The organism is Pseudoxanthomonas sp. PXM02 (genome assembly GCF_014851805.1).
Lineage (GTDB): Bacteria > Pseudomonadota > Gammaproteobacteria > Xanthomonadales > Xanthomonadaceae > Pseudoxanthomonas_A.
On record NZ_JACVAK010000007.1, the window covers coordinates 24,366 to 36,216 of the forward strand.

Sequence of the window (11,851 nt, forward strand, 5' to 3'; positions counted from 1 at the left end):
AGCGATTCCGCCCCGGCTTGACCTGCGTCATGGAGGCCTCGGCGCTGCGCGTCGATGATGCGGCTGTTCCTCCAGGAGAGCCGCATCATGAATTCGACACGCAAGTTGTGGGCAGGGTTGGCGGCCCTGCTCATTGCGTCGTTCGCCGTCCTGCTCTGGGTCGGCAGCGAAGTCCACCGCCAGGCGCCACCGATGCCGGAGCAGGTCGTCGCCGACGACGGCACGGTGGTCTATACCCGCCAGGACATCGAGACCGGCCGCCAGGTCTGGCAGTCCATCGGTGGTCAGCAGCTGGGCTCGATCTGGGGCCACGGCGGTTATGTCGCGCCCGACTGGGGTGCGGACTGGCTGCACCGTGAAGCCGAGGCCGTGCTGGACCTGTGGGCCAAGCGAGAGGGCGGCGTCGACAGCTACAAGCAGCTGGACGAAGCCACCCAGGCCGCCTACGCCAAGCGCGTGCAGCAGTTGCTGCGCCCGAACACCTACGACGAAGCGACCCGCACCGTGCACGTCAGCAACGATCGCGCTCTCGCGATCGCACAGGTGGCGTCGCACTACACCGCACTGTTCAGCGATGAACCCGGCACCGCGGAGCTGCGCGAAGCCTATGCGATGCGCAACAACACGGTGCCCGATGCCGAACACCGTCGCCAGCTGACCGCGTTCTACTGGTGGGCGGCGTGGTCGTCGGTCACCGAGCGTCCCGGCGCGGAGATCAGCTATACGGCCAACTGGCCGGCCGACGAGCTGGTCGGCAACACACCGCCGCCGAGCGCCTTCCTGTGGACGGTCTTCAGCGTGCTGTTCCTGATCGCCGGCATCGCCTTGCTGGGCTGGCACTACGCGGTCAACCACGGTGATGAGATGGCGCCAGTGCTGCCCAAGACCGATCCGCTAGCGAAGATCAGGGTCACGCCGTCGATGCGCGCCACCGCGAAGTACTTCTGGGTGGTCATCGCGCTGTTCGTCGTGCAGATCCTGCTGGGCGCGATCACCGCGCACTACCAGGTGGAAGGCCAGGAGGCCTATGGCTTCGCCCTGGCCGACATCCTGCCGTACTCGTTGACGCGCACCTGGCATACGCAACTCGCGGTGCTGTGGATCGCGACCGCGTGGCTGGGCATGGGCCTGTACATCGGCCCGGCGATCTCCGGGCATGAGCCGAAGTTCCAGCGACTGGGCGTCAATTTCCTGTGGACGTGCCTGCTGATCATCGTGGTCGGCGCATTCACCGGCCAGTGGTTCGCGGTGATGCAGAAGCTGGGGCTGGAGCACAACTTCTGGTTCGGCCACCAGGGCTGGGAGTACGTCGACCTCGGCCGCTTCTGGCAGTGGTTCCTGTTCATCGGCCTGACCCTATGGCTGGTGCTGGTCGGTCGCGCCCTGTGGCCCGCGATCCGCCACGGCGGCGAGTCGCGCAGCATCGTCAGCCTGCTGTTCCTGTCGACCGTGGCCATCGGCCTGTTCTACGCCGCCGGCCTGATGTGGGGCGAGCACACGCACCTGTCGATGGTCGAGTACTGGCGCTGGTGGGTCGTGCACCTGTGGGTGGAAGGCTTCTTCGAAGTCTTCGCGGTGGCGGTGATCGCCTTCCTGTTCACCCGCCTGGGCCTGCTGCAGACGAAGACCGCGACCATCGCCGTACTGTTCGCCACCATCGTGTTCATGGCCGGTGGCGTGCTGGGAACGCTGCACCACCTGTACTTCACCGGCACGCCGACAGCGGTGATCGCCATCGGGGCGAGTTTCTCCGCACTGGAAGTGGTGCCGCTGGCCTACGTGGGCTTCGAGGCGTACCACAGCTGGAAAATGGGCAAGGCCACGCCGTGGATGCAGAAATACCGGTGGCCGATCATGTTCTTCATCGCAGTGGCGTTCTGGAACCTGGTGGGCGCGGGCCTGTTCGGTTTCCTGATCAACCCGCCGCTGCCGCTTTACTACATGCAGGGCCTCAACCTGACGCCCAACCATGGCCACACGGCGCTGTTCGGCGTGTACGGCATGCTCGGTATCGGCCTGATGCTGTTCTGCCTGCGCGGCCTGAAGCCGAACGTGGTGTGGAACGAGAAGCTGCTGAAGACATCGTTCTGGTCGCTCAACATCGGTCTGGCCGGCATGTCCCTGCTGACGCTGCTGCCGCTGGGCATCCTGCAGCTCAATGCGGCGCTGGAGCACGGCTACTGGTATGCGCGCTCGGCCGAGTTCATGCAGCAGCCGATCGTCGACATGCTGGTATGGATGCGCGTCCCGGCCGACACGCTCTTCAGCGTGGGTGCGCTGGCGCTGGTGTGGTTCGTGGTCAGCCTGTGGCTGGCCCCGCGCCGCGAGCCCCTGCCCGCCGCACAAGCCAACGAAGCCTGACCCTGGAACCGGCCTCTCCGGGTGGGGAGGCCGGGCCACCTGCTGCGGGTTGCAGCAAAAGAGCCGCGACAGCGGCTCTTTTTTTCTCTATCGCCATTGTGCTGAGGGCGCTTCGCTCGAACCCCCTGATGTTGCGACGATCAGTGCGAACATCCTCCGCAGCACTGCCCCGCCTTGTGCGTGGATGGCGCGCTATTGCCGGCTTCTGCCTGCTCGCCAATGTCCTTGAGGATGGCGATTACCCGCTCGGTAGGCAGCGTGGTCATCACCACCAAGCGATCTGTACCGGACTCCAGAGTCACTTCAGCTTCTGGGTCCCAGGCGCGAAGGGCTTCAGTCATGGCCTGCTGCCGTTGCTTGGAAGAGATATGGGTGTGATCGATCATGGGTTTACCAAGTCATTGTTAGGCGCGAGGTCGCGCGGCCGGCAGGACTGTAGGCGGTCGCTGTCGGCGCGGTCTTGACCCGGATCAAGCAGATCGCACGCGGCGAATCGCCGCCCGCCTGATCCACGTCAAGGCGAGGGCGCGCGCCCGCGCGCAAGCTCGCGGCATGAAGATCGACATCATCGCCCCGCCTCCCGCCCGTGCCGCCCCACCACTGCCCGGCCCCTCGCCTGCCTGGCTGGCGCATACGCCGCACCGACTGATGTTCTTCATCGGTGCCAGCAACCTGCTGCTGGCGATGCTGTGGTGGATCCTGTGGCTGGTCGCCACGCGCTGGGGCCTGTGGACGATGCCCGAGACACCGATCCATGCGGGCTGGCTGCATGCGTTCCTGATGCAGTATCTGGTGTTGCCGAGCTTCATCTTCGGCTTCCTGCTGACCGTGTTCCCGCGCTGGATGGGCATGGCCGACGTGAAGCGCTGGCACTTCGTGCCCGTGGGGCTCGGCCTGATGGGCGGGCAGCTGACGATCCTGTTGGGCGTGGCCGGGTGGCAGGCGGGAGTGACCGTTGGCCTGTGGATGGCGCTGGCCGGCTGGACCGCCGCGCTGTTCACGCTCGGCCGGCTGCTGGCCGACGACACCGCGAAGACCTGGCATGCGCGCTCGTGCTTCGCCGGCCTGCTGCTGGGCTGGCTGGGGCTTGTGATGTTCATCGCCTTCGCGCTGGGCGCCTCGCCCACCTGGGCGTTCGCGAGCATCAAGCTCGGCGGCTTCGGCCTGCTGCTGCCGGTGTACGTGACGGTGGCGCACCGCATGTTCCCGTTCTTCGCCGGCAACGTGGTGCCGGGTTACGTGCCATGGCGGTCGCTGCCGTGGTTGGGCGCGGTGTGGGCATTGCTGATGCTGCACCTGGGTCTGGAACTGGCGCACGCCTACGCCTGGCTGTGGCTGGCCGACGTGCCGCTGCTGGTGCTGACGGCATGGGCGGTGTATCGCTGGTGGCCGCGCGGCCGCATGCCGGGCCTGCTGGCGGTGCTGTTCATCGGCACCGCGTGGCTGCCGATCACCTTCCTGCTGTACGTGGTGCAGAGCGTGACCTTCCTGGCGACGGACGAGTTCGTGCTGGGGCGCGCGCCGATGCATGCGATGTTCATCGGCTTCTTCGGCAGCCTGCTGGTAGCGATGGTCACGCGGGTGACGCAGGGCCACTCCGGAAGGCCGCTAGTGATGCCGAAGGTGGCGTGGTTCGCTTTCGTCGCGATCCAGGTCGTCGCCGTGATGCGCATCGTCGCCGATCTCGCACCGGATGCGATGGCCTGGCAGGCAGCCGCCGCGGTGGGTTGGCTGCTGGCGCTGGCGCCGTGGGTGGGCCGTATCGGTGGCATCTACCTGAGTCCGCGGGCGGACGGGCGGCCGGGATGAGCGCGATGATGGTGTTCTACCCCGACATCAAGCTGGTCCACGTGGCCGCGGCGATGACCAGCGGCACGCTGTTCGCGCTGCGTGCGCTCGGCCTGCTCGCCAACATGCGCTGGCCGCGCGCGGCGCTCGTGCGCTACACCAGTTACACCGTCGACACCGTACTGCTGACCGGCGCGATGATGCTGCTGACGATCCTGCCGGCGGGGATGTTCGCCAACGGCTGGCTGTTCGCGAAGATCGTGTTCGTCGTTGCGTACGTCGGATTGGGGATCGCCGCCTTCCGACCCTCGCATGGTCGTGCCACGCGCGCCATGCTGGTGGTGGCGGCGCTGCTGTGTTTCCTGCAGGTCTACGGCATCGCGCGGGCGCACGATCCGTGGGGCTGGCTGCTGTGGCTGGCAGGATGATCGCCATGGACGCCTCCTTCTATGCCTCGATGCTGACCGACACATTCGCGAGCTGCGCCTGCTGCGTGCGTGAATCACTGGATGCCGCAGGCGTGTCGCTCGACTGCAGATCGCTACCGCTCGACGAGGAAACGGACGCATGGCACTCGAGCTGACGCTGCTGCGCCTGGACTTGCGCCAACTACCGGCGCCGGAGCCGATGGAACGCATCCTCGACTGCCTCGGCACGCTGCAGCGTGGCGAGCGGCTGGTGGCGCTGACGCCACACCCGCCACTGCCTCTGCTGCCCATCCTCGATGACGGTGGATTCATCTATCACGTGTATGCCGCCGCATCGGGGAGCGCCTGCATCGCGATCTGCCATGCCGAGGACCGGGACGCGCTGCATCCACCACGCGCGGCATGAGCGGCCTGGCGTTCGCGCAGGCACCGACCCCGGGGCTGCCGATGCGCTTCCTGCAGTGGGCGTTGGCATGGGGTCTTGCCACCGGCCTGTGGCTGGCATGGCAGGGCGAACCCGTGCTGCTGTCGCGCTGGACGCCCGCGACGCTGGTGGTGGTTCACATGCTGGCACTGGGAATGCTGGGCAACGCGATGCTGGGCAGCCTGGTGCAGTTCCTGCCGGTCGCCGCCGGCAGTCGCTTGCCGTGTGTCCGTTGCGTGCCCTGGCTGCAGGGTGCGTTCAATGCAGGCGTCGCGCTGTTGCTGGTCACTCTGTGCGGGCAGGTGCGCGCCCTAGCGTTGCCGGCAGCGATCCTGCTGGGCAGCTCACTGGCACTGATCGCGGCGTTCGCACTGGTGGCGGCGATGCGTGGAAACGGCGAGCGCGTCGTGCGCGATGGCATCGGTCTGGCCTTGCTGGCGCTGCTCGCCACGGCGTCGCTCGGACTTCTGCTGCTGGGTGCGCGCACCGGATGGGTGGCGCCCGCACCTGCGGGGCGCGTGGATCTGCATGCCGCGATCGGAAGCATCGGCTGGATGCTCGGACTGCTTGCCGCGGTAGGCAGCGTCACACTGCCGATGCTGCAGGGCACGCGCGCCGTGCCGGTGATCGCATCTCGCCTGTGGCAGACCGCATGGCTGGCGACGCTCTGCTTGGTGGCCGCCGCGCAAGGTGGCGTGTTGCCTCAAGGCGCCTGGCATGTCGCCACGGTGCCCTTCGTCGCGTTCGCCATCGCCGTCTTCTTCCTGCACGCGACCGCGCGACATCGACGCAATCCGGCGCTGCGCCGCTTCTGGCAGGCGGGATGCGCCAGCCTGCTCGCCGCCTGCGGGGTCGCGGTGTGGCCGGACAGGCCGTGGATGCTGGCCGGCACGCTGGTGCTCGGCACCGGATTGCCGCTGCTGGTGGTGGGCATGGCCCTGGAGATCACCGGCTTCCTCACCTGGATCGCGCTGCGCCAGCGCGTGCCGCGCGGGATCCGCGTGCCCGGCGTGGGCAGCCTGTTCGACGAAGCGGGCAAGCAGCGCGCGTTCGTCCTGCATGCCATCGCGGGCGTGCTGTTGGTGACGGCGACGTTGGCACCGGTGCTGGCCCGCGTCGCCGGCGTCGCGATGGCACTGGCCTACGCGGTGAGCCTGCATGCGCAATGGCGCTGCTGGCGGCAGGCCGATGGCTGGCAGGCCAGCGGTCCCGGCTGATCCGCCGGGACCGTCGCTCACCGGTCAGTAGCGCAGGTTGAGTTTCATCCAGGCCGTTCGGCCCGGCTCGCCGATGCGTACCGGATCGGCCGGATAGCCGAAGGCACTGTTGCCGCCGAAATTGAGGTGCTCGCTGTAGGCGCGGTCGAACAGGTTGTCGATGCCCGCGGTCACCTGCACGCTGTTGTTGAAGCGGTAGCCGCCGTTGAGCGAGAACACTGCGAAGCCGGCACTCGGGCCCAGATCGCGGCCGACGATGTTGCCCTGGCTGGTGCTGACCCGCTGCTGGTCGGCGACGACGCGCCACAGCGCGCCCCACGTCCATGTGCCTTGCTCGCGGGCGACCGAAAGGCGCGCTTCCAGCGGCGGCATCTGCGGCAGTGCCGTGCCGGTGTCGCGCACCTCGCCCCAGGCGTAAGACAGTGCGCCGGACAACTTCCAGCCGTCGGCGGGCCGCCAGTCGACACCGGCCTCGCCGCCGCGGATGGCCGCGTCCACGTTGTGGGCCTGCGTGGTGTTGCCCATCATCCCGCGAGCGTAATCGAACAGGATGAAGTCCTGCACGCGCCCTGCGTACAGCGACACCCAGGCATCGACCTGCGCGCCCTTGTACTGCACGCCGACATCGAGTTGCGTGGTGCGCTCGGGCTGCACGCCGGCGAACGCGTTGGACGCACCTGCCGGGCCGCGCGTGGGCGAGAACAATTCCCAGTAGTCCGGCATGCGCTGGGTGTGTCCAAGACCGGCGTACGCCCCCCAGCGGCCGCCCATGTCGTATTCGTAGCGCACGAAGGCGCTGGGCAGCGTCTCCTCGCGCGTCATGCCGGCCGTGGGATTGGGCATCGGCATCATCCCGCCGATGCGGACACGCAGGTCCTCCACTTCCGCACGATCGAAGCGCACACCGCTCATCAGGTGATGCGTGTCGGTGATGTGCCAGTGCGATTCGGCGAACACGCCCCAGGTCTGGAACTTCGCATCCACCGTCCACGGCAGCGCTCGGTAGGCACCGCGGCCGGAGGCGCTGCGCTGGCTGTGCCGGCTCGCACGCAGGTCCGCGCCGGCCGTCACTTCCCAGCGATCCGCCTGCCACGTTGTCGCCACGCGGCCGCCGCGCGTGCGATGGGCCACGTTGCTGGCCATCGGCATGGGCATGCTGCCGGTCGGATCGGGATCGCGCAGTGTGTAGTTGTCCATCACGTGGTCCACGTCGTTCTGGTAGACGTTTGCGACCACGGCGTCGAGCACGCCGCCGATGCGCTTCTTCTCGAAGCGCAGGCCCAGGCCGTCGCGCCGGAACTGCGCGCCGTCCATGCCGCGTCCGGCATAGCGTGCTTGCGCATCGCCGATGCCGGCGCTGAGCTCGAGCACGGTGTCCTGATCCGGTGTCCAGCCGATCGCGGCATCGGCGTTCCACTTCTTCCACGCCGACGGGACCACGTCGCCGTTGCCGTCCTCGTAGTCGTCGGCCTCGGAGCGGTTGGCGGACACGCGGGCATAACCGCGCGGCGTGCCGGCGCTGACGTCCAACACCTGGTCGTTGCGGTTGCCGCTTCCGGCAAGCACGCTGCCGGAGCCCTGCAGGCCCGGTTCTGCGAAGTACGGGATCTCGCGCTCGAAGCGCACGGTGCCGGCCGACGCACCGCCGCCCCACAGCACCGTCTGCGGCCCCTTGATGACCACCAGCCGGTCGTAGGTTTCCGGTGCGATGTACGACAACGCATTGTCCATGCGCGACGGGCAGGCGCCGCTCATCGCGCCATCATTGGTCATCAGGTTGATGCGCGAACCGAACATGCCGCGCAGCACCGGATCGCCATTGGTGCCACCACTGCGCAGCGTGGCGAAGCCGGGAATGGTCTTCAGGTAGTCCGCGCCATCGCTGGCCGGCACCGGTTGCCGCGGCAGCTTCGGATCGGTGATGAAGGTGGTTGCCATCGCGGGCGCGACACCGATTACCACTATGCCGTCGAGCGTCGTGGCGGGCATCGCTTCGGCATGCATCGCGGCGTGCGATTCGTCTGCGTGCGCCAGCGGCATGTTCGCGAGCGCCCCCAGCAGGGCGACGGTCAACAGATGGCGGTTCATGACGCATCTCCTCGTGTGATGCAGCCATTCTCGCGGCGCACCCTGGAGCGCAGATGCGACGCGTTGTCGCAGGCATGGCGACGCTTGACTTTGGTCAAGCCCGCGCACGAATCCCCGCGTCCGACCCCATCGGATTGATCGAGATCAACGTCGTGCTTCCGTCGCGTTTCCACCATGGCCACACACCCACCGAGAGCCATCGAAGGAAACGCCATGAAACGCATTTATCCGTCCCTGCTCGCCTGCGCCCTCGCCGCGCTGTTCGCCGGCCCCGCCTTCGCCGAGGGCGGCAAGATCACGCCCGCCGGCGAGACGATCCACGCCGTGCTGACGGCGCCGCCGATGGTGCCGCCGCCGATCACGCGCAGGACACCCGCCCACGTCGTCGTCGATCTCGAGATGATCGAGAAGGACATGCGCATGGCCGACGGCGTGACCTACAACTTCTGGACGTTCGGCGGCACCGTGCCGGGCAGCTTCATCCGCGTGCGCGAAGGCGACACGGTGGAGTTCAAGCTGAAGAACCGCCATGACTCGCACATGTCGCACAACATCGACCTGCACGCCGTCACCGGCCAGGGCGGCGGCGCCGAAGCCACCTTTACCCTGCCGGGCAAGGAAACGCAGTTCTCGTTCAAGGCGCTCAATCCGGGCCTGTACATCTACCACTGCGCGATGGCCCCGGTCGGCATGCACATCGCCAACGGCATGTACGGCCTGATCCTGGTGGAACCGGAAGAAGGCTTGGCGCCGGTGGACAAGGAGTTCTACGTGGTGCAGGGCGACTTCTACACTGAAGGCGAGTACGGCGAACCCGGCCTGCAGCCCTTCAGCCTAGAAAAGGCCATCGACGAACATCCGACCTACGTGGTGTTCAACGGCTCGGTCGATGCCTTGCAGGGCGACAACGCGCTGACGGCGAAGGCCGGCGAGACGATCCGCATGTTCGTCGGCAACGGTGGCCCCAACCTGGTGTCCAGCTTCCACGTGATTGGCGAGATCTTCGACAAGGTCTACACCGAAGGCGGCAGCAAGTACCAGGAGAACGTGCAGACCACGCTGATCCCGGCCGGCGGTTCCGCCATGGTCGAGTTCAAGGCGGACGTGCCGGGCAACTTCGTGCTGGTGGACCACAGCATCTTCCGCACGTTCCACAAGGGCTCGCTGGGCATCCTGAAGGTGGACGGCGCGAAGAACCCCGACATCTACACGGGCCAGCAGCACGACATCGAGTACCCGGAAGCCAAGCCGGCCGCCGGGAAGTGAGGAACGGATGAAACGGACGCTGCCGCCGACGGTCGCTCTCCTGTTCGCCCTGGCGTCGGCACCGGCCGTCGCCGGGGACGCAGGAAACCTGTACCGGCCCGTCGAAGGCGGCGACTTCCGTTCGTCAGTGCGCTACGAAGAAGCCACCCGCGTGGTGCAGGTGGCCTCGTTCTCGCTGATGGCACGTCCGGTCAGCAACCGCGATTTCGCCGATTTCCTCCAGCACCAGCCGCAGTGGCGGCGCGACCGCGTCCCGGCGGTGTTCGCCAGTCCGGGTTATCTCGGCCATTGGGCTGGAGCCGACGCGCCCGGCGACGGCGTCGATGCCGACGCACCCGTCGTGCACGTGAACTGGTATGCGGCCGATGCCTACTGCCGTGCGCAGCAGGCACGCCTGCCCCGCTTCGTCGAATGGGAGTACGCCGCGGCCGCGGACGCCACGCGCCGCGATGCACGCGGCGATGCGGCGTGGCGGATGCGCCAGGTCAACGACGGGACGCCGCGCGCGATCGACGCCGCGCCGGATACGCCGGCCAATGCCTACGGCCTGCACGGCCTGCATGGCGCGCACTGGGAGTGGAGCGAGGACTACGCGTCGCTGCTCGGCGATGGCGACCGCCGCGGCCAGCAGGACGGCCAGGCGCTGCGCTACTGCGGCGCCACCGCCATGAGCTTCAACGATCCCGGTGACTACGGCGTGGTCAAGCGCTTCGTCCTGCTGTCGGCACTGCAACCCGGCGCAACGCTGGGCAACCTCGGTTTCCGCTGTGCAAGGAGCACGCCATGAAACGCACCCCCTTCTTCCTGTTCGCGCTGCTGCTGGCCTTCGCGGGGGCGGCTCGCACGCAATCGCTGCCCGGTGATTCGGTCTACCACCTGCAGGCCTCGACGCAGGACGCCAACGGCCACCCCGTCGCCTGGTCATCGCTGCGCGGCCAGCCCCGCGTGGTGTCGATGTTCTATGCGAACTGCCACCTGATGTGCCCGCTGATCCTGGAGAACGCCAAGAGCGTGCAGAAGCAGCTGTCCCCGGCCGAGCGCAGGCGGCTGGGCATGGTCATGGTCAGCCTGGATCCGGCCCGCGACACCCCCGCCGCGATGCGCGAAGTGGCGCAGCGCCACCGCGTGCCAAACGGCTGGCGATTCCTGACCCCCGCCGACAACGACGTTCGCGCCATCGCCAGCGTGCTGGACGTGCGCTACCGCTTCCGCGACGACGGCAGCATCAACCACACCAGTGTCCTGGTGCTGCTGGACGCCGAAGGGCGCGTCCGAGCACGCAGCGATGTGAACGGTGCCGCCGCCGATCCGGCCTTCCTGATCCAGGTCAAGGCGCTGCTTGCCGGTCCGTGATGACATGGCACCCACACCCCTTCCTCAATCTATCGTCTCCATAAGGAGTTCCACCATGAAGCTCTCCCGTACCTTCGCCACCCTCGCCCTGCTCAGCGCCGCCGGCATGGCGCAGGCCGCCGGCAACTGCACCGTCAGCATCAAGGGCGACGATGCGATGAAGTTCGACCTCAAGGAGGTCACCGTCTCCGCCAGCTGCCCCACCATCACCCTCGAACTGACTCACAGCGGCAAGCTGCCGGTCGCCGCGATGGGCCACAACGTGGTGGTGTCCAAGACATCCGACCTGGCCGGCGTGGCACGCGACGGAATGAAGGCCGGTGCCGCCGGCGCTTATGTGCAGGCTAATGACGCTCGCGTGATCGCACATACCTCGCTGATCGGCGGTGGCCAGAAGACCAAGATCACGTTCCCAGGAAAGAAGCTCTCCGCTGGAGGCGACTACAGTTTCTTCTGCAGCTTCCCCGGCCACTCCACCCTGATGAAGGGCAAGCTGGTCGTCACCAAGTAAGTACATCCGATGCGTCGCCTGCCCGGGCGACGCATTCCAGGAGTTCTGCGATGGAATACGTCATCCGCTCAGGAAAGATTCCCGTAAACCTTGGCTTGCTTGCACACCGCTTGCTGGATCTCGATCCAGCCATACTATTTGACCGAGACGTGCTAACGGGAGACCTACGCTGCGCCACCAGTGCGTTGGCGGCGGAACTGCTCTTGGCCTTCTCCCGATCCGGCTATCACCTCGGACCGGAAGACATCGTTCTCGTCCCTTCGGTCTGTTGTGGTGGTTGCAGCGGTTGATGTCCGCTTTGGGTCTTGGATTCAACCGATCGACGCAACAGTTTTCCGATATCGCTGTGCCGGTGTTTCGTAGCCCAGCGTCTTGCGTGGCCGCTCGTTGAGTTGGCGTGCCACGGCATCCAGCT

The 11,851-nt window shown here is 67.2% G+C and carries 13 protein-coding genes; 11 read left to right on the top strand and 2 right to left on the bottom strand.

Annotated features, from left to right (window positions below; genetic code table 11):
* Nucleotides 1-87: 87 nt before the first annotated feature.
* Complete coding sequence (locus tag IB225_RS20150) at nt 88-2,361, top strand: nitric-oxide reductase large subunit (RefSeq protein WP_192314809.1); 2,274 nt, start codon at nt 88-90, stop codon at nt 2,359-2,361.
* 140 nt (nt 2,362-2,501) lie between these two features.
* Here the strand turns inward: IB225_RS20150 and IB225_RS20155 are convergent, their stop codons facing one another.
* Entirely contained in the window at nt 2,502-2,747 is a 246-nt protein-coding gene (locus IB225_RS20155) for a hypothetical protein (RefSeq protein WP_192314812.1), read from the bottom strand.
* A 166-nt stretch (nt 2,748-2,913) separates the two neighbouring features.
* On the opposite strand from IB225_RS20155, the gene IB225_RS20160 reads away from it, so the two are divergent.
* Genes IB225_RS20160 through IB225_RS20180 form a run of 5 tightly spaced genes read left to right on the top strand, consistent with a single transcriptional unit; the run spans nt 2,914 to nt 6,218 of the window.
* Nucleotides 2,914-4,170 (top strand): NnrS family protein, encoded by a 1,257-nt coding sequence (locus IB225_RS20160; RefSeq protein WP_192314815.1) that lies wholly within the window; start codon nt 2,914-2,916, stop codon nt 4,168-4,170.
* A complete protein-coding gene (locus tag IB225_RS20165; RefSeq protein ID WP_345776655.1) occupies nt 4,167-4,577 on the top strand; it encodes a SirB2 family protein in 411 nt (136 codons plus the stop codon). Before IB225_RS20160 ends, IB225_RS20165 begins: the two co-directional genes overlap by 4 nt.
* Before the next feature lie 5 nt (nt 4,578-4,582).
* Complete coding sequence (locus tag IB225_RS20170; protein WP_192314818.1) at nt 4,583-4,732, top strand: hypothetical protein; 150 nt, start codon at nt 4,583-4,585, stop codon at nt 4,730-4,732.
* The gene (locus IB225_RS20175; protein ID WP_192314821.1) at nt 4,717-4,983 is read left to right on the top strand and encodes a DUF2249 domain-containing protein; all 267 of its coding nucleotides are present in this window, start codon (nt 4,717-4,719) and stop codon (nt 4,981-4,983) included. The genes IB225_RS20170 and IB225_RS20175 overlap by 16 nt, the downstream gene beginning before the upstream one ends.
* Nucleotides 4,980-6,218, top strand: coding sequence for a hypothetical protein (locus tag IB225_RS20180; protein ID WP_192314824.1), 1,239 nt, complete (start codon nt 4,980-4,982; stop codon nt 6,216-6,218). The genes IB225_RS20175 and IB225_RS20180 overlap by 4 nt, the downstream gene beginning before the upstream one ends.
* A gap of 24 nt (nt 6,219-6,242) precedes the next feature.
* Here the strand turns inward: IB225_RS20180 and IB225_RS20185 are convergent, their stop codons facing one another.
* Nucleotides 6,243-8,258, bottom strand: coding sequence for a TonB-dependent copper receptor (locus tag IB225_RS20185; RefSeq protein WP_225584191.1), 2,016 nt, complete (start codon nt 8,256-8,258; stop codon nt 6,243-6,245).
* Between the two features lie 261 nt (nt 8,259-8,519).
* Here IB225_RS20185 and nirK point away from each other — a divergent pair, with 261 nt between their 5' ends.
* Genes nirK through IB225_RS20210 form a run of 5 tightly spaced genes read left to right on the top strand, consistent with a single transcriptional unit; the run spans nt 8,520 to nt 11,726 of the window.
* On the top strand, nt 8,520-9,572 hold the full coding sequence (nirK, locus tag IB225_RS20190; RefSeq protein WP_192314829.1) for a copper-containing nitrite reductase: 1,053 nt from the start codon (nt 8,520-8,522) through the stop codon (nt 9,570-9,572).
* Between the two features lie 7 nt (nt 9,573-9,579).
* Nucleotides 9,580-10,359 (top strand): formylglycine-generating enzyme family protein, encoded by a 780-nt coding sequence (locus IB225_RS20195; protein ID WP_192314832.1) that lies wholly within the window; start codon nt 9,580-9,582, stop codon nt 10,357-10,359.
* Complete coding sequence (locus IB225_RS20200; RefSeq protein ID WP_192314835.1) at nt 10,356-10,925, top strand: SCO family protein; 570 nt, start codon at nt 10,356-10,358, stop codon at nt 10,923-10,925. Before IB225_RS20195 ends, IB225_RS20200 begins: the two co-directional genes overlap by 4 nt.
* 55 nt (nt 10,926-10,980) lie before the next feature.
* Nucleotides 10,981-11,436: an azurin gene (gene azu / locus IB225_RS20205; protein ID WP_192314838.1), complete on the top strand. Its 456-nt coding sequence runs from the start codon at nt 10,981-10,983 to the stop codon at nt 11,434-11,436.
* Between the two features lie 50 nt (nt 11,437-11,486).
* Nucleotides 11,487-11,726 (top strand): hypothetical protein, encoded by a 240-nt coding sequence (locus IB225_RS20210; RefSeq protein ID WP_192314841.1) that lies wholly within the window; start codon nt 11,487-11,489, stop codon nt 11,724-11,726.
* Nucleotides 11,727-11,851: the final 125 nt, after the last annotated feature.